This is a genomic window from Sphaerospermopsis sp. FACHB-1094 (assembly GCF_014696195.1).
GTDB lineage: Bacteria > Cyanobacteriota > Cyanobacteriia > Cyanobacteriales > Nostocaceae > Sphaerospermopsis > Sphaerospermopsis kisseleviana.
Genome location: NZ_JACJPT010000088.1, coordinates 1 through 21,407, shown reverse-complemented (window position 1 = coordinate 21,407; position 21,407 = coordinate 1). Strand labels below are relative to the sequence as shown.

The following is a 21,407-nucleotide window of genomic DNA, read 5'->3' as shown; positions in this document are numbered from 1 at the left end:
GAGCGGTGTCGAAGGGCGGTGTCGAAGGGCGGTGTCGAAGGGCGGTGTCGAAGGGCGGTGTCGAAGGGCGCAGTCGAAGTAAGCGTGGCGTTAGCCATACTTCTGAACTTCTGAACTTCTAATAAAATTATGGCTATTTGGTTGACTTTGTGTGGGGTAGTGGTTTTATTAGCTTACCTTTTGGGTTCTTTTCCCACTGGATATCTTGCAGGTAAGTTATTAAAAGGTATTGATATTCGTGAAGTTGGTTCTGGTTCAACTGGTGCCACCAATGTTCTGAGAACCTTGGGTAAAGGTCCGGGGGCTTTTGTGTTATTTGTTGATTGTTTGAAGGGAGTATTAGCCATAAATCTGGTTTATGCTTTATTCAATTTTGCTCCTGGTTATAATGTCATACCTGCAAATTTAAATGTGCAATTATGGCAACCTTGGTTAGTAACTTTGGTTGGGTTAGGGGCAATTTTAGGACATAGTAAATCAATCTTTTTAGGTTTTACTGGTGGTAAGTCTGTGGCTACCAGTTTGGGTATTTTATTAGCCATGAATTGGCCGGTTGGTTTGGCTACCTTGGGGGTTTTTGGTGTAGTTATTGCTATATCTAAAATCGTTTCTTTAAGTTCTATTTCTGGTGCTGTTGCTGTTTCTATTTTGATGGTGGTTTTCCAGCAACCTTTAGCTTATGTTTTGTTTAGTATTGCTGGGGGTTTATATGTAATTATTCGTCATCGCAGTAATATTGAAAGGTTGCTGACAGGTACAGAACCCAAAATTGGCCAGAAGGTAGAAACTGAATCTCAACAAACAGCGTAAATAAAGCCTGGTAATTAATTCCCAGTTTCATGAAATTTGGCTATCGAATACTTGGTTTATTTACGCCGTACTGTACTACCATCTTTTTGTGTGGGCATCGCATCTATAGCGTTTCCCAGTCTCATGAGGTACACCCTCATTTATTTACTGCTACCAATTCCCAATTCCCAATTCCCAAAGACAAAAAACTCTGTACCTCACTAACTTGGTAAATGCTATATCTATAGATTTCTTCATTTATTTTTCTTTCTTGGGGGGCGAAAATTGATAGTTGAGGGGTTGACTCGGCGCTGGGGGCGCGGTACTATTCTAATATAATGGAGTGTTGCTAAAATTTTTAAAATAAGCAATGTCCCATTATTAGAGCTTGTAAAGATAACTTTACCAGGAATAAATAAAAAAAGCAATCCCTTTCCAGCCGCCAAATCATAAATTTTTACCTATTTTTGATGCAGTTTCATAATTAAAAATCTATATTAAATTAGAAATTATAAAGTTTTATAACTGATAACTGATTACTAAATGTTGACAAAGATGGTTAAAATAGATAGAAAAGTCTATTTTTACAACCCGTTATGTCTACAGAATCAAATATTGAAGATGTACAAGCACCAATTAATACTGCACCACCGGAAGTTAAACAGATAATTGAGAGAGTTTGTAGGTTAGAAAAATCAAGACTTGCGAGAAAAAGCAAAGGTGCAATTAATGATGATATTTTAGGAATAATCAAAGAAGCAGTGAAAGAAGTGGTGCAGGAATGAAACTAACCTCGATTAAACTTTGTAATTTTCGTTCTTTTTATGGACAGACTCCAGAAATTACCATTGCGACGGGAGATATTAAAAATACTACAATAATTCATGGGAATAATGGAGCAGGTAAAACCAGTTTATTAAATGCGTTTACCTGGGTGTTATATGAAAAATTTACTGCTGCGTTTGCTGCGACAGAACAGTTAGTAAATAAAAGAGCGATCGCAGAAGTAGAAAATGAACAACCTGTAGAATGTTGGGTAGAAGTTGGTTGGGAACATGAAGGAAACCGATACCGAGCAAAACGCACCTGTCGAGTTTATAAAAATGCTACCAACATGGAAGCAACAAAAACAAAATTAATTATTCAAACCGTAGGAGATGACGGTAAATGGTATTTTCCCATTGAACAAGCAGAAGAGATTATCAATAATATATTACCAGCAAGTTTACATCAATATTTCTTTTTTGATGGGGAACGCATAGAAGAAATTGTGAGGTCTGATAAAAAAGCAGAAATAGCAGAAGCAACAGAAACATTTTTAGGAGTCAAAGTCATTGACTTAGCAATTAGACATTTAAAAGAAGCAAAGAAAACCTTAGATAACGAACTTGCTGCTATTGGTGATGCAGAAACTAAACAATTATTAAAAGAGCAAAGTAAACTAGAACAAGAAATGGAAAGAATTAATAAAAGACAAACAGAAATTAAAAAAGAGTTAGAAAATCAACAGACATTTAAAAAAGATATCAGCAGTCGGTTGATAGAACTCAGTGCAGTGCGAGAATTACAAGAAAGACGAGAAAGTTTAGAAACTCAAAAACGTAGTAGTTATGAAGAACTGAAAAAAACTAAAGAAGCACTGAAAAAGATTATTTCCAAACAAGCATACACAGTATTATTAGGTCAAACAAATGCAAATTTTCGGGGAATTATCAGCGAATTAAAACAAAAAGGAGAATTAAAATCAGGAATTTCTAAAGAATTTGTCGCGGAATTAATTCAAACAGGAAGATGTATTTGTGGAGCAGAATTAAAAGAAGGAGGAAATGGACATTTTCACGTTAAATCACTTTTGAAAAAAACCGGATCTTCCTCTGTAGAAGAAACAGCAATTAGAATGGGAGCGCAAGTTGATGATATTGATAAACAAGCGGATATTTTTTGGGATAATGTTAACAGAGAACAAGCAAGAATTAGTCAGATAAAAACCTCACTTTCCCAAATAGAAGGTGAGTTAGATAATATTGAAGAAATCTTGAGAAAAGATCCCAATGAAGATATTAGCGGTTTACAAAAACGGTTAGATGGAATTGAAGGGAAAATTGATGAATTAAACCGAGAACAAGGTGCAAACCAACAGGAAATTTCTCACCTGAAAACAGAAGTTGATGTATTAGTCAAACAAATTGCTAAACAAAAACAAAATGAAGGAAGACAAATTTTAGCACAGCGTCGTATTATTGCAACTCAAGACGCAATTGAAAGATTAACAGAGGTGAAAAATAGACAGGAGAAACAATTTAGATTGCAGTTAGAAAAGCGAGTACAGGAAATATTTTCGGAAATTTCTGTCACTCCTTATATTCCTAAGATTACGGAAAAATATGAACTGACTTTAGTTGAGAATACCACAGGAATAGAAGCACTGGTAGCAGCATCTACGGGAGAAAATCAAATTCTTAGTTTATCATTTATTGCGAGTATTATTGATAAAGTGCGGGAATGGAGTGAAAAACGAAAAATCATGATGGTTCCTGATAGTAGCACTTTTCCTATTGTTATGGATTCACCTTTTGGAAGTTTAGACGCTAACTCTCGTCGTCACATTGCACAAACTATTCCTAAATTAGCAAATCAGTTAGTGGTTTTAGTGACGAAAACTCAATGGAGGGTGGAGGTTGAGGAGGAAATTTTAGAAAGAATTGGTAAGGAATATGTGTTAACTTATTATTCTTCTAAACCTGACTGTGAACAGGATTTTATGGAGGTGAATGGGGAGAAATATTATTTGATTCGTCAAAGTCCTAGTGGTTTTGAGTATACTGAAATTGTGGAGGTGGAAAGGGGTTAATTGTTCTCACGCAGAGTCGCAGAGTCGCAGAGAGAAACAGAAAAATTTATCTGCGTTTATCTCTGTTCATCTGCGTTCTATTTTTTTTCTCACGCAAAGACGCAAAGGGAAGAACGCAAAAGGAGAAAGGAAAAATGGTTGCTATTTCTGATCGGTTTTATTTGACTCCCCAAGAGTTTTTAGAGTGGGAAGAGTTGCAGGAAATTAAATATGAATATCTTGATGGTGAAGTTTTTGCAATGACTGGAGGTACTATTCCTCATGCTGCGATCGCTTTAAATTTAGCTTCTGCTTTGAAAAGTCATTTACGGGGAAGTAAGTGCAGTGCTTTGATGTCAGATGCAAAGGTTGGAGTTTCTGAAAATGGACCTTTTTTCTATCCTGATGTGGTGGTGAGTTGTCATCCTCAAGATAGACAAGCGATTAAGTTTTTGCAATTTCCTTGTTTAATTGTTGAGGTACTTTCTCCGGGTACGGAAGCTTATGATCGTGGTAAAAAGTTTGAAAAATATCGCAATTTTTCTAGTTTACAGGAATATGTTTTGATTGATTCTCAAAAAATCGGTTTAGAATGTTTTAGGTTAAATGATCGGGGTTTTTGGGAATTACATCCTTTTGTTGAGGGTGATGAGGTTCATTTAACAAGTGTTGATTTTCAGTTTCCTTTGTCTTTGATTTATGAGAATGTGGTTTTGGTGGGAGAAAATGAAGAGTTTAAGGATCAAGCAGGTTAATTTTTGATGACAAATATTATCTGCGTCTATCTGTGTTCATCTGCGTTTTATTTTTTTTCTCACGCAAAGACGCAATCTCCGTCAGGAGATCCCGCAGGGTAGACGCAAAGGGAAGAAAGCAAAGTTTTGATTTTAGTTAGTACCATTTGTTGTAAAATATTGGGAGTTGAGATTTTAAGATTATGGCGGAATCTGGTAGAATCAGGGTGGCCAAGGATAAGGCTGATTTGGTGAAGTCTTTAATTTCTTCTGATGGGGGAAATGGTCCTTTTCAAACTTTCGCTGATGTGATTGTTTTTGCTGCTGCTTTGGGGGTTAAGTATAAGAAGCGTGTTCCTTTTGAGGAAGTTTCTAAACGTGAACCAGCACCAATTCGTTTGGAAGTTTTTGCAGTATCAGGATATGATCTTATAATTAAATTATTGGGAATTACAGAAACTCAAAATATTCAAATTTTATCTCCTAATGATGAGGAATTTGACAAACAACGTAATGAAATTTTTGAAGAATATGCTAATGGTGGTTTAGAGGTTTTGCAAGGTGAACTAAGGGGAGCAGTAGATTATACAGATAGAATTTTATTATTTTTACAGCATGAAAAACTGAATAATAAAAAAGAAGACGAGGAATTTGATTTAACAAGATTCCTGTCTTAGTGTTTAAAAACACTTAATATGGAGGATATTCTGACCATCCTAATTTATCTTTCAGCATATTTACTGCATCACTGATTGCATTTATGGTTGTAGTCAATCTATAGCGGTTCTCTGGATTTTTAGAATTAGGATTTATCCTAATTAAAGTATTTTCCCACATGGGATTATTCCTTAACCAATTTATTTGTGCAAGTTGAGAAACTTTTGTTTCATCAAAGGAATTACTGTTTTTGTCATAAGTGCAATATAGTAATCTTGCTAAAACTTCTAAACCAACACTTACACCTAGCAGGCATTCATCCTTAAATTTTTTGATATCCTTGATATAAGATTGGGTTGTATCTGCTGTTTTAAGTGCAATTTTTCTGGTATTGCTACATTCAGAGAAAAACTGATTCAAACAATTAGCTAAAGCTATAGACGAACTTTCTAAATCGTATTCTTTCATTTCATCATCAGGAGTATTCGTAAAAGCATAACTTACCGCCCTGAGTATGAAATTATTTGAGTAAATGAATCCTAACTTAGCACGTGGTACATCGTGAACTTTATCAGTTCTCCCAGCAAATATATTTACTTGTTCAACCAACTTTTTAGTAATACCTACACGACCTTCAGAGGTACGATAAGATATGAGTAATGCTTTATTCAATGGCTTAGTTTGAGCCATATCTCCAAAATCTTTTTTACACTGATCAATATCATCTTCTAAAACCAATGTAATTGGAAAATCATGGTTACTAATTAAATGACTTTGATCACCTTCAATTAATTTTTGAATCGCGCTCTTACGATGTTGTCCATCTGTAATTTCTAGTTTTACATCACGAGGAATGACAACTATACAGAAACCTCTACCAAATTCGAGGATTTTGATTTTATGTTGAGAAACATTTGCGGTTAGCGTTCCTAAAATCCATTTTTTTCCTTTTTCAGCTTGTTCAATAATATAATTTTTTATTTCGTCAGCATGACCTGGTACTTCTGGCCTCTGTCTACCAGAATCAGGATCATTTTCTGTTGCAGGTTTAGTAATTAAAAGAGAGGGAAAATCTCTAGCTGGTATATTAATTTGCAGCATTTTCCGCATTCCCTGATAAAAAATTAGCCCTGGATAACAAGAATCTCGGTAATTTTCTTCAAAGAATGGTGCAACAAAACTACTAAACTTAGCTTTGATCTCTGGTGAAAGATTGTTGTTACTGTCTTCGTTCATTTGATCCATGTTACTACCGATTCACTTAGCTGTATTTAAAAACATAGTAAACAACAAACTCGTTACTTAACATCCGTAAAAACCACAAAGTAATATTACTCAATAATTATGCTAACTCAGTATAGATAGAAGTCCAACATCTTGCGGATCAACCAACTTTCCATCAAAACCAATAGTATTATCTTCCATCGTTCTCGCATCAGCTAAAGCTTTACGCAATTGTGCAACCTCCATTTTTTCAGTCATTCCCCCCAAAATATAAACCAACAACTTCACCGCTAACTCCTTTCCTGAAACCTGAACCCGCTTTTTATTCGGATCATATAAAACCCCATACCATAAAGAATGGGGAAATTCCATTTCACTAAAACCACCTTGACGATCAAATTTTCGCAACTTCTTAAAGATAGCTTCTAAAGACATACCTTTTTTAAAAACCAAAATTCCCAAAGCTTGCGCTAAAGCAACTTGAGACACCGGACGAAATAAAATATTTGCCTCACCACCACCTTTTTCAAAACTAAAGCGTCTTAAATTTGGTGTATCTTCATGATCTAAAATTTTATAACTGGGAAGACTCGCTAAATAATCAAATAATTCTGTAAAATCTGCAATTCCTTCTTGTAATTCTTCATCATCTGGACGTTGAGGAATTAACCCTTTTTCTAAAGGTTTCCAATGGGGGAATTTTTGCCCTAAATATGTAGTAGACATATCCTGTAAAGCTTGCAGTGTAGTCAAAACAGTAGAATTTTTTGCTACTGTAGCACTATTCCAATTGATACGCGGTTTGCGCTTTTCTTTCTCTGCCAAAAGTGGATGTGTCACCGCAATCTTTCGCGCTACAATTGCAAAACCATCATCTTCATTTAACTGGGTTAATTGACCTTTTGTTAAAGGTGCAGCCATTAAATTTACATGAACAAAAATAGACCTAACTCGTTGTTTTGCTTCTGTATAAGTCTCTCCAGCATTCACCGCACAAATAAACTCAATGCCGATTTTTTCCTGTGGTAAATTTTGCAGATCATCAACATCAATTTGAGAATCATCTATCAATTCTGAGAGAGTAATATAACTATCACTATGAGTTTTATCTTTTTTATATCTTCTCAATTTACCAGTTTGCAGTAATTCTAATAAACCTTGAACTCCCATTAATCTATGCTGACCATCTAAAGCATAAATACTAACATTTTCTTCCGCTACATTTAACAAACCAAAAGAACCATTTTCATCTAGAGGAATAAAATCTGTAGTAGCTTTTTTAGCACGTCCTTCACTATTCCACTCATCTGCTTTTGCATTATCAACCCAAGATTGATTAATTACAACCAATACCGGGGGAAACTTATGGTTTTTTCGTGATGCTAAATATTGTACTAACGCAGCTTGACGCGACCAATCTAACGGACGTTGCTGAACTTCATCAATACTATCTGCATCAATTTCAATATTATCGGTTTCGGAATTATAATTTTTTTGCAACAGAGGTAATGTAGAAGCAAAATTAACTCTCTTTGCAAACCATTCTAAAGTAACAGAACCCACATAAGCTTCAACACCTCCCATTTTTGTTTGCTGAACTAGAATTTGGTCTTGTTTGTCAAAAAATGTCTTGAGTAATGTAGATAACATCTGTTGACCTTGAGTTTCATTTTCTATGTACTGTTGAGAAATGTTACAATTTTGTTCAAATTGGCTGTCCATAAGGTTAATTTTTAAAAACTAAGGTTGAGACTGAGTTGCTTATTTTTCCAAAATATTGGATACTAAAAGTATAGTTTTTAAAAACAATTTTTAAAAGTTAATGTAAACTAACTTAGTATAAATAATTTTTGAATTTGCATTTATCTCAATACATATAATCCAGGTACATCTATATAATTACAGGTAGGGAGTCATGACTATAGCACCACAAACAGACAGTAAAAATCAGCAAAATCGCACTGTAGCGGAATTGGTAGACTATATTCAAGTTCTCACCACAGAAATTCAGGAATTATATTGTTTGGATGCAATACCTTGGGTTGTGGGTTATTCTGGGGGAAAGGACAGTACAGCAACGTTACAACTTATTTGGAATGCTATTTCTGGACTTCCACCAGAAAAAAGAACTAAAACTATTCATGTTATTACCACAGATACGGGTGTAGAAAATCCCTATGTTTCGGCTTGGGTACGTAATTCTCATAAGAATATCAAAAAAGCTGCCCAAGAACAAAAAATGCCAATGATCCCACATATTTTAGAACCAGAAACACAAGAAACATATTGGGTGGGTTTAATTGGTAAAGGATATCCCGCACCTCGTCAGAAGTTCCGTTGGTGTACCGGACGTTTAAAAATTAATCCATCTAACCGTTTTATTCGTGATGTGGTCAGAAGAGATGGAGAAACAATTCTTGTGTTAGGGATTCGCAAAACTGAAAGTAGAAATCGCGCTGCTACTATGAAGAGAATGGAAGAAAAAAGAGTGCGCGATCGCCTAAGTCCTAATGGAAATTTACCTAATTCCTTAGTTTATAGTCCTATTGAAGATTGGAGAACTGATGAAGTTTGGTTATATTTAATGCAGTGGGAAAATCCTTGGGGACATAGCAATAAAGATTTATTTGTGATGTATAGGGAATCAACAGAGGATAATGAATGTCCTTTAGTTGTTGATACCTCTACTCCCAGTTGTGGAAGTTCCCGTTTTGGTTGCTGGGTTTGTACCTTGGTTGAACGTGATACATCTTTGAACGCGATGATTCAAAATGATGAAGAAAAAGAATGGATGCAACCAATCGTTGATTTTCGTAGAGAATTAGATATTGAAAACGATAGAGAAAAAAGAGATTTTAGAAGATTACGAGGAGAAGTTCAATTATTTGAACGTAATAATAAAGATGGTGAAATATCAGTTGTACCCATACCCGGTCCTTATACAAAATATTGGCGAGAATATTGGTTAAGGAAACTATTAACCGCCCAAACAGAAATGAGAAAAAACGCCCCCGAAAACATGAGAGATATCACCTTAATATCTATGGAAGAACTCAGCGAAATTCGCCGGATATGGTTAGAAGAAAAACACGAATTTGATGATAGTTTACCCCGAATCTATCAAGAAGTGACAGGAGAAGAATTTAAAGATCCCCGTCCTGGTGCAGATTATAGCCTATTAGGTAGCGATGAATGGGAAGTATTAGAAGAAATCTGTCAAGGTGACGCAATGCAATTAGAACTAATGGCGAAATTGTTAGATACAGAAAGACAATTTAAGAAAAAAACGCGCCGAGTAGGGATTTTTGATAGTTTAGAAAAATGCTTTGAAACCAGTTCTCGTTCTCAACAAGATGCTATTGATTATGCCCATTTTAAAAGAGATTTACGACAAGCAGCAAGTGAAGGAGATATAGCCACAATTCGCGCAGCATTTAAACAATTAAATATCGGTGAAACAGCAGAAAAAGAAGAAAATGAACAACCAAATAAACCAGCAAATTTTGCGAGTATGAAATTTAAGAAAAAAGAGGAGTAGATTATGTTACAAACATTACCACAACTTATAGACTTAGAAGAATTTCTTGACTGGTATCCAGATGGATATGGACGGTTTGAATTACATGATGGAGTCATTTTTGAAATGCAACCAACGGGAACACATGAACAGGTATCAGGATTTTTAGCACAGACATTAAGTGTACAAATCGAACAAAATAACCTACCTTATTTTATCCCCAGACAATGTATTATTAAACCAGTAGATTCTGCCAAATCTGGTTATAATCCCGATGTCATTGTTTTAGATTGGAACGTCATTAATAATGAACCTTTATGGAATAAACGTTCTACAATTACCCAAGGTGAAACTGTCCGTTTAGTAATTGAATTAGTTAGCACAAATTGGCAAGATGACTATTTAATCAAATTAGCTGAATATGAAAAATTAGGTATTTCTGAATATTGGATCACTGATTATCTAGGTTTAGGTGGAAGAAGATATATTGGTAATCCTAAACAACCAACAATTTCTATACATAATTTAATTGAAGGAGAATATCAAGTTAGTCAATTTACAGGAAATGATGTGTTAATTTCTGCGGCATTTCCTAACTTGAATTTAACAGCTAATCAAATTTTTAGAATTGGTGATAAAAGGTAAAAATAAATCCTTCATTTCTCGTTCTAGAAATTGGCTTCTCTGTGCCTCTGTGGTTCGTTTAAAAAACTATTAATTTTTAAATTTTAACTCTCATGATCTTCCTAGAACTCGTACTGCAAAACTTCGGTCCCTACGCTGGTAGACAAGTCATCAACCTTGATCCCAGAATAGATCAAGATAATATTCGCCCTATCATCCTTTTAGGAGGAATGAATGGTGGCGGAAAAACAACATTAATGGATGCTATTCGCCTCGCATTATATGGACAACGCGCCCAATGTTCTACTAGAGGAAACTTGAGTTATAATGATTTTTTAACTCAATGTGTCAATAGTCAAGCTGATCCCATTAATAAAACCCGAATTGAATTAGTTTTTGAACACATCGAAGACGATAAACCAATTCAATATCGTGTAGTGAGAACTTGGGAAAAAAATCCCAAAGACGGTAAAGACTCATTAGGAATTTTAGGAAAAGATGAAACTTGGCCTGTTGATTCTTTAGCTACTATTTGGGATGAATATATAGAAAATATTCTCCCTTTAGGTATTTCTAATTTATTTCTGTTTGATGGGGAACAAGTAAAAGAACTTGCAGAACAAGAAACACCACCTGCTGTAGTTGTAGATGCTATTAATGGACTTTTAGGATTAGAATTAGCTGATAAATTAGCAGTAGATTTAGAAATATTAGTGAATCGTAAGAAAAAGGAAACTGCTGATAAACAAGATTTAGCTAAATTAGAAGAATTAGAAAACCGTTTAGCAGAACAATTACAAAAAGAAAATAATAAACAAAAAGAATTAGAAAAATTAGAAACAGATTTAAAAGATTTAAAAATTCAATATGATGAAGCATTAAATAAATATATTTCTGAAGGTGGAAAACTCGCTGCTGAACGTAGTCAACTAGACACCCAAAAAGAAAATCAAGTTCAAAATGCAGAAAATATCCGTAAATCATTACGTGAATTAGCGGAAGATTTGCTACCATTAGGGTTAATTCCTAATTTATTATCCCAAATTCAAACCCAAGGGGAAAAAGAGTTAAAATTTCAACAAATGCAATTAGCAAAGGATGTGTTAATTGCTAGAGATCAACGTTTACTAAATTTGCTCAATCAGCTAAATTTAGAATTAGAGAAAATTAACAGTATTCAAAATTTCTTAGTTGAAGATATTGATAAATTATATGCTGTTAATTCATCTACAGAAACCACTTGGTTAAATGCTGATGAAGAAAGTTTAACTTTGTTAGATAATCTCGTCTATCGTTTACAAATTGCCAAAAATACAGCTAATGCTAAAATATTAGAACTGCAAAATTACGAAGAACAAATACTCACCATAGACAGACAAATTCAAACAGCAGCAGCACCAGAAGCTTATGCAGAATTACAACAAGCTAGGGAAAAAGCCGAAAGAGAATGGAATAAAGCAAATAGTAATGTAGAGTTTTTAAAACGTCATTTATTAGAATTACAAGCAACAATTGAAAAAACCAAAAAAGAACTAACTAACTATACTAGCGATAGTTTGAAATATCAAAGTACAGAACATTTAATTAATGCAGTCACTAAAGTACAAGCAACCTTAAAGATATTTAGAGAAAAATTGACATTAAGGAAATTGAATAAATTAGAAGAAGAAGTAAAAAACTGTTTTCTTTATCTTCTGCATAAATCAGATTTAGTTCATAGAATTGCCATTGATGCCCAGACATTTAGTATATCATTATATGATTTAAAAGGAAAACCAGTACCTAAAAATCGCCTATCAGCAGGAGAAAAACAACTATTAGCGATCGCCTTCCTTTGGGGTTTAGCAAAAGTATCAGGAAAACGTTTACCCGTTGCTATTGACACACCACTAGGAAGACTCGACTCATCCCACAGAAACAACCTAGTAGAAAGATACTTTCCCGCAGCGAGTCATCAAGTAATCTTACTTTCCACCGACACAGAAATAGCCAAAAAAGAAGTAGAACTCCTGAGAGAAAACGAAGCGATCGCCCGTGAATACCTCTTGCAATATAACTCCGGTAAAAGAGAAACTACAATAAAAGACGGTTATTTTTGGTAACTTGGTAATGGGTAATTGGTAATGGGTAATTGGTAATTGGTAATTGTGAGGAATAAAATATATGGGTAGACCAGATTTTGAGGAGTTGCAAGTTTATAGGTTATCGGAAAAATTAGCCAATGAAATTTGGAAAATAGTTATACAATGGGATAGTTTTTATAAAGATACAGTAGGTAAGCAAATTGTGCGTGCAGCAGATAGTATTGGGTCAAATATAGCAGAAGGAAGGGGACGTTATAATTTTCAAGATAATAAACGGTTTATTAAAATTGATAGAGGTTCTCTAAATGAAACAATTCATTGGATGAGATTAGATTATGTTCGCAAATTATTAACAATTGAACAAGTTAACATTCTCAAACCATTAATAGATGAACTGTCACCAAAATTAAACGCCTACTTAAATTCTCTTGGCAACACTAAAGACACAGATTAATACCCATCACCAATTACCAATTACCAATTACCAATTACCAATTACCAATTACCAAAATCATGGAATCACCAATAGAACGTATTAGACTATCCCAAACAGCCAAAGATCAACTACTCAAACTCAAACGCAACACCAAAATAGAACAATGGAACATCCTATGCAGATGGGCGTTTTGTCGTTCCCTAGCAGAAACCGCCCCCCCATCACCCGTACCCATCCCCCAAGATAGCAACGTAGAACTAACCTGGAAAGTATTTGGGGGAGAAATGGCTGATATATTGCTATTGGCATTGAAACAACGTTGTCACAACGACGGTTTAGACACAGATAAAGAAACCCTAATCACCCAATTTCGTTTACACCTACATCGAGGAATAGGATACTTAGCCGGAGATCCAAATATTAAGAGAATTGAAGATTTAATAGAAATGGCAACAAAGAAAGTAAAATCCTGATTTTACAACGTTCAGACGTATCTAGACATGAACTACACAATAGTCATGTCAACAGCAACAATGGTAAGAAAATTTTTAATACATGAACCCAGTACAATCGCTATTAAAAGTATTCGGTAGCCGCAAAATGGCGGCTTTATTATTACTAGGTTTTTCCTCTGGTTTACCCTTATTTTTAACCAGCAAAACCTTACAAGCATGGATGACCATTGAAAAAGTAGATTTAACTGCCATTGGCTTATTTAGCCTTGTTGGTTTGCCCTATTCCTTAAAATTTCTTTGGTCGCCCTTGTTAGACTGGATTAAACTGCCCTTTTTAGGCAGGAGACGGGGTTGGTTAATTATCTTACAAATAGGGTTATTAATAGCGATCGCCTGCATGGCCTTACAACAACCCAAACAAGCCCTACAACTACTAGCCATCAACGCCGTAGCCATCGCCTTCCTCAGTGCCACCCAAGACATAGCCGCCGATGCCTACCGCACCGACATACTCGAACAACTAGAAATGGGTGCAGGTGCAGCCGTATTCGTTTTAGGTTATCGCATAGCATTACTACTCACAGGCTCATTAGCCCTCATCCTAGCTGATAAAATACCTTGGTCTTCAATCTACTTATTAATGGCAGTGGCTATGGCAGTAGGTATTATAGCCACCTTATTTGCACCAGAACCAAAAGAAACCATCCCACCAGAATCTTTAACCGCAGCCGTCATCTTACCCTTTGGTGAATTTTTTCAGCGTCAGGGCATAGTTTACGCCTCTTTAAGTCTCCTGTTCATAGTCTTATATAAACTCGGCGACTCCTTTGTGAATAATATGTCCACGCCGTTTTTGCTGCAAACAGGCTTTACTCAAACCGACATTGGCGCAATTCAAGGTGGCATGGGACTAATAGCCACCATAGTTGGTACACTGGCAGGAGGCGCATTTTTGAGTAAAATTGGGTTGAATCGTTCACTTTGGGTATTTGGTGGGTTGCAAGCAATCAGCAACTTAGCTTATCTTTTACTTGCACAAGTTGGGAAAAATTATCAGGTTCTCTTACTCACAATCAACATCGAAAACTTTTGTGCAGGATTAGGAACAGCCGCCTTTGTTGCTTTTTTAATGAATATGTGTAATCAGCGTTATTCCGCCACACAGTATGCTTTACTTTCTAGTTTTATGGCCGTCAGTCGTGATATTCTAGTTGCGCCAGCAGGTTGGTTAGCAAAAACTACAAGTTGGCCTTTATTTTTTGTGATTAGTATTGTTGCTGCTATACCGGGACTACTCCTATTACCTTTCTTTGCCCCTTGGAATCCCAAACCAGTGACAGCAACCAGACCAGGACTTGAAGAAGAAGAGGATATATGGGAAACCAAGTAGTAATTCTTGTCGGTACATTCGTCCTCGTTGTCACAGGTTTATTACTGGGCTACGTACTCTCACAATTAGTTTTAGGATATCTTATCTTTAGCCCCCTCACTCTCCTGGGAACAATCAGCTTAGTTCTAATTTTTGGCACACTCTACTACGTTTTATTTTGGCAACTAAAAAGAGAACAGTTACAGCCCTCCACTCCCAGCCTACCTAATCAGGTAGACGAAGAAATTACAGGTAACTACCTCAAAAACCGACTCATTGCCAGATTATCCGGTGACGTAGCCGCAGCCGAAAGATTAATCGAACAAGCCAAGCAAAATTATCCCGGAATGCCAGAAAATTGGTATTGTGAACGAGTCCTGGATGATTTGGATCGGGATGCACGTTAACCTTTAGTTTTTCCTGCCTCCAAACTCGCTAAAATAAATTAAGAAAAATTTACATTAACTGGTTTTCCACCAGTTACCTCATTATTTACAATCCCGAATATGGCTTTTTTTCGTCAATACATCGCCCCCCTACTCGTAGTTCTAGTATTTTTGATTGCCCTAGTCGCAGTCAGCGCCCGGATTTTCCTACCCTCCGACATGGCCGCACCCGCACCCATTGGAGTGATAGTTAGTAATTTGTAAACAAGGGAACAGGTGACTGGTGACTGGTGACAGTAAAGAAAACTTGAGATTTTAGATTTTAGATTGGAGATACTCAAAACAATCCAAAATCCAAAATCCAAAATCCAAAATTGAATCGCCCCATGCCCAATTTTGACTTTCCTTTGGACGGCTATTCTATTCGCCGAGGTTCTACCTTAGACAAAGCACTATTGGTTAAGTTTATCCAGCGTACTTACCAAGAACTATTTCCTACTCAAGATTTTTCTCACCTCGCCTGTACAGTGGAACAATATTTCTCCACTGATACCCCTTTGTGGTGGGTATATGAAACTCAGGGAACAGGGAACAGGGAACAGGGAACAGAAGGCAGGAGGCAGGAGGCAGGAGGCAGGAGGCAGGAGGCAGGAGGTAAATATTTCTTCCCAGTCACCAGTCACCAGTCCCCAGTCCCCAGTCCCCAGTCCCCAGTCACCAGTCACCAGTCCCCAGTCACCAGTCCCCAGTCCCCAGTTCCCATAGCCTGTCTTTGGGCAGGTAACGCCATAGACCAAGTTACAGGCGATCGCCATGCTCACATATTCTTGCTTTATGTTGTCCCTTCCCATCGTCGTCGGGGGATAGCTAAGGCATTAATGCAGCATATAGAAAACTGGGCAAAACAAAGGGGCGATCGCCAAATCGGACTCCAAGTATTTACCTCTAACACCCCCGCCCTCAACCTTTATCAAAATCTTGGTTATCAAACTCAATCCCTCTGGATGATAAAATTCATTAGGTGATTGGGGACTGGGGACTGGGGACTGGGGACTGGTGACTGGTGACTGGGGACTGGTGACTGGGAAGAAATATTTACCTCCTGCCTCCTGCCTTCTGCCTCCTGCCTCCTGCCTTCTGCCTTCTGCCTTCTGCCTCCTGCCTCCTGCCTCCTGCATCCCGCCTTCTGCCTCCTGCCTTCTGCCTCCTGCCTCCTATATAATTACTTTTTAAAAAATATTATGTACGACGAAGACGATATAAACCTACTTGATAACGAAGCTGATTTAGAAAGCCCCCTAGACAAAATAGAACCTATTACCCCTGAATCAGAAATAGTTAAACCTGATCCAGAGGCAATGTTAGCACTCTTGGAAGATCCTCAATCCCAGCAACGAATGTTAGCCGCCCGTGCATTTTGTGATATTCAAGATGAACGAGCTATACCCCATTTAATTCGCTTATTAACCGATTCTTGTCCTTTGGTCAGAGTCAGCGCCTCCTATGCCTTGGGACGTAACCCCAGCCCTGATGCTGTTGAACCCTTAATTAATCAACTTAACTGCGATTTTAATGGCTATGTCAGAAAAGGTGTAGTTTGGGCTTTAGGCAACTGCCGCGATCGCCGTTCCTTAAACCCCCTCATAGATGCCCTCAAAACCGACATTTCCGCCGTCCGTCTCTGGTCTGCCAGCGCCCTCGCCCAAATGGCAACTCTGGGTTATGAAGTAGTTATTGGCGCAATACCTCCCTTAATTGAAGCCCTTGTTCAAGACCCCATACCCGCCATCCGTAGTAACTGCGCTTGGGCAATCGGTCAACTGTGTAAAGAATTACCTTCTAATGTAGTCTATGCTACAGCTATAGACGCATTAATTCAAGCCTTTGCTGAAGATAAAGATTTGGGTGTCAGAGAAGATGCCAAAGCTTCACTGCTGGGAGTTGGTGATCCCCGTGGTTTGCAATTAATTGAAACCCTAGAACAAGAAGGATGGTTTTAGGTAATTGACAATTGACAATTGATAATTGACAATTTTAGATTGGAGTTCAGAAAAACAATCCAAAATCTAAAATCCAAAATCCAAAATCGGCAACTCCCAATCAATCTCAGGTTTACCCCAACCACTTAAAGCTGAATTAATAGCTGAAAAAGGTTTACTACCAAAAAAACCATTACGTGCAGAAAGGGGTGAAGGATGAGCAGATTTAATTACTAAATGTCGGCTAGTATCAATTAATTTCAGCTTCTTTTGTGCATAACCACCCCACAACACAAACACCACCGGATCGGATTTTTCATTAACCTTTTGAATCACTGCATCAGTGAAAATTTCCCACCCTTGATTTTTATGGGAATTTGGTGTGTGCGCCCTCACAGTTAACACCGCATTTAACATCAATATACCCTGTTTAGCCCAATTCACCAAATAACCATGATTGGGAATATCACACCCCACATCCGCTTTCAATTCTTTATAAATATTCATCAGTGATGGTGGTGGTTTAATCCCCGGTTTCACAGAAAAACATAAACCATGAGCTTGGTTTTCATCATGGTAAGGATCTTGTCCCAATAACAAAACATTTACCTCTTCATAAGACGTTAATTCAAAAGCTGAAAAAACATCTTCTTCTGGTGGATAAATATTATAAGATTGTCTTTCCTCACTTAAAAACTCTTGCAGTTTATTAAAATAAGGTTTCTCTAATTCCTCTGCTAAAATTGATTGCCAAGAATTAGGCAATTTAACATTTTTCTCTATCAATTATCCTCACCTCATAATTCATACATAATGATCAAAACTCTTCCCAGTCAACAATCACCAATCACCTATTCTTCAGGACGTTCTATATCATCTTCCCCTAAATATTCACCATTTTGAATTTCTAGAATTACTAAAGGAATAGAACCAGGATTTTCTACCTTATGCAAAGTTGCAGCAGGTACATAAGTTGACTGGTTACTATTTAACAATATTTCCTCAACACCACAAGTTACTTTGGCCACACCAGAAACTACAACCCAATGTTCATGACGATGATAATGGATTTGTGGTTTAATACCGTGTCTAGGTTTAATTTCCACCCGACTAATTCGATAATTTTCCCCCTCTTCTATGACTTCTACATGACCCCAGTAACGTTCCCCTGAATGGGAAGAACATTTTTTAATATTGGACTTCATCTCATTCTCATGCTGACTCATAACTGATTTACTACCTGGTTTAATTGTTATACCTATACAATTTAGCTGTGTAACAGCTTATGAGAATGTAGTTCATTTACCTAAAAATCACCATTAAATTTATATTAAATATCGATATTTTCTAGATAGATAAAGTTTTATTAGAGAACACAAATTGTTCAAATTATAGTGCTGACAAGTAATGGATTTATAATGGCGATCGCACAATTTACATTTTGCATAATCATGCTTTCAGTAACTTCAATCTCTAGACAAACTGGCTCTAAATTATTAATTTATATCAAGTTAATAATTTTAGAGCTTAAATCTGATTGATTAAATTCAATTACTGATAATATCCGCAGGATTAACATAAATAACCTAACGAACTGTTAACCCTGAGTTAGAATTGATTACTTTCCTCTCACCGTACCGCAATAACCTTTCTATAGTTAACAACTGATTTTCCCATACTTTAACTCGATAGTGATTTTCCTTTGCTGCTGTACCCATCCAAATTTTAAATTGAGTCTGAAAACGAACGATTGGTGATGTACTACTGACAACTGATAACTGATAACTGATAACTGTCTACTGACAACAAGTATTGATTAATTCCTCAACTCCCGCAACTGGGAATATACTGATATTCAACTGACGCGATACTTCTTCTACTGTCATATCATCTAAAAATATTAACTCACCATGTTTGAGCATGACACTAGGTAATAAAATACCATCTCCTAAATCTTGCCCTTTTAAATGATACAGTAAATCATGTCCGGTTAATAATCCGGTAACACTGATATTTTGCCCCCAATAATCACTATATAAAGCACGCATTTTTACATCCAAACCTTCTACATTATTTAACTGTTTAACCAGTGGTTTAAATGCCGTTTCCACTGCATTACCTACCACCCAAGTTAATTTTTTTGCAGGAAAGATTTTTGCTGGTAATAATTCGTTAGCTGCATGGGCAAATTGTTTAATAAATAAGCGAATAGAACCCACACCATTATCTAGTTGTGGATATTCTTCATATTCCGCTTCACTTGGTAATTCTGCACCAGCAATTAAAAACCATTCATCCGCTAACCAAGCTACATTAGAACCATATTTTTGTTTAAATTCTTGGCACAGTAATTTCACTTGAGAAATTACTTCTTTGGCTTTTTCTCTTGTTACAGGTACGAGTTCATCTTCTTGAGGACGAAATCGCGTTAAACCAACAGGAACAACTGCTACTGATGCTACTGCTGGTATTTCTCCTGTATGAAATGATGTCAAATCTCTTAATGTTTTTTCTAGATGTTCACCATCATTTATTCCTGGACAAACTACTACTTGAGCATGAATTTGTAACCGTCTTTCTTGAAACCATTTAAGTTGTTGTATAATCTGCCCAGCACGGGGATTTTTTAATAGTCTAGTTCTCACTTCTGGTTCTGTCGCATGAACAGAAACATATAAGGGAGATAACCGCATTTGTTCAATGCGTTGCCATTCTTTTTCTGGTAAATTTGTTAAGGTTAAATAAGAACCATATAAAAAACTCAACCGATAATCGTCATCTTTTAAATATAAGCTGGAACGTTTACCAGGTGGTTGTTGATCAATAAAGCAAAATGGACAACGGTTATTACATTGAATTAAATTATCAAATAAAGCCGTTGCAAATTCTAACCCTAAGTCTTCATCATAATCTTTTTCAATTTCAATTTGATGAGTTTTACCGCGAGTATCTAATACTTCAAGTTCTAAAAATTCATCTGCACACAAAAACTGATAATCAATTAAATCACGTGGTTTTGTACCATTAATGGCAACTATCGCATCACCAACTTCAAAACCAATTTCAGCAGCGATGGATTCGGGTAGCACCTTGGTAATTTTTGCAGGTTGAATGGTAGACATATATTAGGTAATTGGTAATTGGTAATTGGTAATTGGTGATTGGTAATTGGTGATTGGTGATTGGTAATTGGTGATTGGTGATTGGGAAAATACAAATAATTTCCCCCTGCTTATTTTATCCTTGCCAACCGTTGGCGATCGCTAATAAAATAGCACAACCAAAAGCTAATCTATACCAAACAAACACAAATGTATTTTTTGTTTGTAAGTACCTAATCAAAAATGCAATTGATAAATAAGAAAAAATAAAGGTGGAAACAATCCCTATAACTAATAATAAAACTATATTATCTGGTAATTGCCCTTCCTGAAACAACTGAAAAATTTTCAAACTTTTATATAAGGTAGCTATCGTCAAAGTAGGAAACCCTAATAAAAATGAAAACTTTGCTGCTGTATCACGTTCTAATCCTAAAAATAAGGCTGTAGTTAAGGTTGAACCAGAACGAGAAACCCCAGGAATTAAAGCTAGAGTTTGTCCTAATCCTACCAAAATACCATCCCGAATTTGTAAGGAATCAAAACCACGCTTGCGAGTTCCAACCTTTTCTGCCAAACCCAATAAAATCGACATGATCACTGACATTATAGCAATGACTAATGCACTTTCAGGTAAAACATCTTTTAACAGAAAACCCAAAATTAATGCCGGCATTGTTCCTACAGCAATACCCACCAATATTTTCCATTCTTCTCGTTGCCAATCTTGATCTTGAAATGCGGCAATTGCACCTGTAACAATACTAGAAATTTGTGACCAAAAATATAATAATATCGCTATCACACTACCAAATTGAATCGCATCCACAAAATCTTTAGCACCTAGTTCTTTCCAAGCAAATACTTTGGTGACTATTAACAAATGTGCTGTACTACTAATCGGTAAAAACTCTGTAATACCTTGCACAATACCTAAAATAAAAGCTTGCAACCATTCCGGGGTAACTTGTTTTGTATTTTCTGCTACGGCCAGCAAATGGGATGATAGTTGGGATGATAGTAAATATATACTACTTGCTTCTAAAATTGTTGTCATTAACCAGACTCCCAAAATGGATGCGTAATTTTAACAAATTATCCAACCTGATCCGCTATTGTCATCAGTTTTTCCGGGCAAGATTTTTTTGGGGACTGGGGACTGGGGACTGGGGACTGGGGACTGGGGACTGGTGACTGGTGACTGGTGACTGGTGACTGGTGA

General features: G+C 36.4%; 21 protein-coding genes. 15 read left to right on the top strand and 6 right to left on the bottom strand.

What is annotated here, in order from left to right; all coding sequences use genetic code 11:
* The first annotated feature begins 129 nt into the window (after positions 1 to 129).
* The 5 genes from plsY (at position 130) to H6F47_RS20635 (ending at position 5,030) form a co-directional block, all read left to right on the top strand.
* Complete coding sequence (plsY, locus tag H6F47_RS20655) at positions 130 to 810, top strand: glycerol-3-phosphate 1-O-acyltransferase PlsY (RefSeq protein WP_096567835.1); 681 nt, start codon at positions 130 to 132, stop codon at positions 808 to 810.
* A gap of 575 nt (positions 811 to 1,385) precedes the next feature.
* Positions 1,386 to 1,574, top strand: a complete 189-nt coding sequence (locus H6F47_RS20650) for a hypothetical protein (protein WP_096567837.1) — start codon at positions 1,386 to 1,388, stop codon at positions 1,572 to 1,574.
* Positions 1,571 to 3,640 (top strand): AAA family ATPase, encoded by a 2,070-nt coding sequence (locus H6F47_RS20645; RefSeq protein WP_190650753.1) that lies wholly within the window; start codon positions 1,571 to 1,573, stop codon positions 3,638 to 3,640. The genes H6F47_RS20650 and H6F47_RS20645 overlap by 4 nt, the downstream gene beginning before the upstream one ends.
* A gap of 134 nt (positions 3,641 to 3,774) precedes the next feature.
* Positions 3,775 to 4,374 carry a Uma2 family endonuclease gene (locus H6F47_RS20640; RefSeq protein WP_190348170.1) on the top strand — a complete coding sequence of 200 codons (600 nt, stop codon included), beginning with the start codon at positions 3,775 to 3,777 and terminating at the stop codon, positions 4,372 to 4,374.
* 182 nt (positions 4,375 to 4,556) lie between these two features.
* Positions 4,557 to 5,030, top strand: coding sequence for a DNA phosphorothioation-associated protein 4 (locus H6F47_RS20635; protein ID WP_190650751.1), 474 nt, complete (start codon positions 4,557 to 4,559; stop codon positions 5,028 to 5,030).
* Between the two features lie 13 nt (positions 5,031 to 5,043).
* Here H6F47_RS20635 and H6F47_RS20630 read toward each other — a convergent pair whose 3' ends face one another.
* Together H6F47_RS20630 and H6F47_RS20625 are read right to left on the bottom strand one after the other, a co-directional pair.
* The gene (locus H6F47_RS20630) at positions 5,044 to 6,255 is read right to left on the bottom strand and encodes a DNA sulfur modification protein DndB (RefSeq protein WP_199291239.1); all 1,212 of its coding nucleotides are present in this window, start codon (positions 6,253 to 6,255) and stop codon (positions 5,044 to 5,046) included.
* Between the two features lie 102 nt (positions 6,256 to 6,357).
* Positions 6,358 to 7,956 carry a DGQHR domain-containing protein gene (locus tag H6F47_RS20625; protein ID WP_190650749.1) on the bottom strand — a complete coding sequence of 533 codons (1,599 nt, stop codon included), beginning with the start codon at positions 7,954 to 7,956 and terminating at the stop codon, positions 6,358 to 6,360.
* Positions 7,957 to 8,149: 193 nt separating this feature from the next.
* Between H6F47_RS20625 and dndC the strand changes: the two genes are divergently transcribed.
* The 10 genes from dndC to H6F47_RS20575 all read left to right on the top strand — a co-directional run bounded on the left by dndC (position 8,150) and on the right by H6F47_RS20575 (position 17,105).
* A complete protein-coding gene (gene dndC / locus H6F47_RS20620) occupies positions 8,150 to 9,772 on the top strand; it encodes a DNA phosphorothioation system sulfurtransferase DndC (protein WP_096567851.1) in 1,623 nt (540 codons plus the stop codon).
* A gap of 3 nt (positions 9,773 to 9,775) precedes the next feature.
* Entirely contained in the window at positions 9,776 to 10,396 is a 621-nt protein-coding gene (locus H6F47_RS20615) for a Uma2 family endonuclease (RefSeq protein WP_096567853.1), read from the top strand.
* Between the two features lie 92 nt (positions 10,397 to 10,488).
* Complete coding sequence (dndD, locus tag H6F47_RS20610; protein WP_190650747.1) at positions 10,489 to 12,477, top strand: DNA sulfur modification protein DndD; 1,989 nt, start codon at positions 10,489 to 10,491, stop codon at positions 12,475 to 12,477.
* Positions 12,478 to 12,538: 61 nt separating this feature from the next.
* Complete coding sequence (locus H6F47_RS20605; protein WP_096567857.1) at positions 12,539 to 12,913, top strand: four helix bundle protein; 375 nt, start codon at positions 12,539 to 12,541, stop codon at positions 12,911 to 12,913.
* Between the two features lie 59 nt (positions 12,914 to 12,972).
* Entirely contained in the window at positions 12,973 to 13,368 is a 396-nt protein-coding gene (gene dndE, locus H6F47_RS20600; RefSeq protein WP_096567859.1) for a DNA sulfur modification protein DndE, read from the top strand.
* A gap of 82 nt (positions 13,369 to 13,450) precedes the next feature.
* Entirely contained in the window at positions 13,451 to 14,740 is a 1,290-nt protein-coding gene (locus H6F47_RS20595) for an AmpG family muropeptide MFS transporter (protein ID WP_096567861.1), read from the top strand.
* Positions 14,725 to 15,126, top strand: a complete 402-nt coding sequence (locus H6F47_RS20590; RefSeq protein WP_187041731.1) for an ABC transporter permease — start codon at positions 14,725 to 14,727, stop codon at positions 15,124 to 15,126. Before H6F47_RS20595 ends, H6F47_RS20590 begins: the two co-directional genes overlap by 16 nt.
* A gap of 99 nt (positions 15,127 to 15,225) precedes the next feature.
* Positions 15,226 to 15,369 (top strand): hypothetical protein, encoded by a 144-nt coding sequence (locus tag H6F47_RS20585; RefSeq protein ID WP_187041732.1) that lies wholly within the window; start codon positions 15,226 to 15,228, stop codon positions 15,367 to 15,369.
* Positions 15,370 to 15,491: 122 nt separating this feature from the next.
* Positions 15,492 to 16,130: a GNAT family N-acetyltransferase gene (locus tag H6F47_RS20580; RefSeq protein WP_190650745.1), complete on the top strand. Its 639-nt coding sequence runs from the start codon at positions 15,492 to 15,494 to the stop codon at positions 16,128 to 16,130.
* A gap of 216 nt (positions 16,131 to 16,346) precedes the next feature.
* Entirely contained in the window at positions 16,347 to 17,105 is a 759-nt protein-coding gene (locus H6F47_RS20575; RefSeq protein ID WP_096567867.1) for a HEAT repeat domain-containing protein, read from the top strand.
* Between the two features lie 66 nt (positions 17,106 to 17,171).
* Here H6F47_RS20575 and H6F47_RS20570 read toward each other — a convergent pair whose 3' ends face one another.
* The 4 genes from H6F47_RS20570 to H6F47_RS20555 all read right to left on the bottom strand — a co-directional run bounded on the left by H6F47_RS20570 (position 17,172) and on the right by H6F47_RS20555 (position 21,242).
* On the bottom strand, positions 17,172 to 17,870 hold the full coding sequence (locus tag H6F47_RS20570) for a uracil-DNA glycosylase (RefSeq protein WP_096567868.1): 699 nt from the start codon (positions 17,868 to 17,870) through the stop codon (positions 17,172 to 17,174).
* Between the two features lie 65 nt (positions 17,871 to 17,935).
* Positions 17,936 to 18,310 carry a phosphomannose isomerase type II C-terminal cupin domain gene (locus H6F47_RS20565; protein WP_096567870.1) on the bottom strand — a complete coding sequence of 125 codons (375 nt, stop codon included), beginning with the start codon at positions 18,308 to 18,310 and terminating at the stop codon, positions 17,936 to 17,938.
* Positions 18,311 to 18,880: 570 nt separating this feature from the next.
* The gene (locus H6F47_RS20560) at positions 18,881 to 20,206 is read right to left on the bottom strand and encodes a TIGR03279 family radical SAM protein (protein ID WP_137669410.1); all 1,326 of its coding nucleotides are present in this window, start codon (positions 20,204 to 20,206) and stop codon (positions 18,881 to 18,883) included.
* 115 nt (positions 20,207 to 20,321) lie between these two features.
* A complete protein-coding gene (locus H6F47_RS20555; protein ID WP_096567876.1) occupies positions 20,322 to 21,242 on the bottom strand; it encodes an undecaprenyl-diphosphate phosphatase in 921 nt (306 codons plus the stop codon).
* Positions 21,243 to 21,407 lie beyond the last annotated feature (165 nt).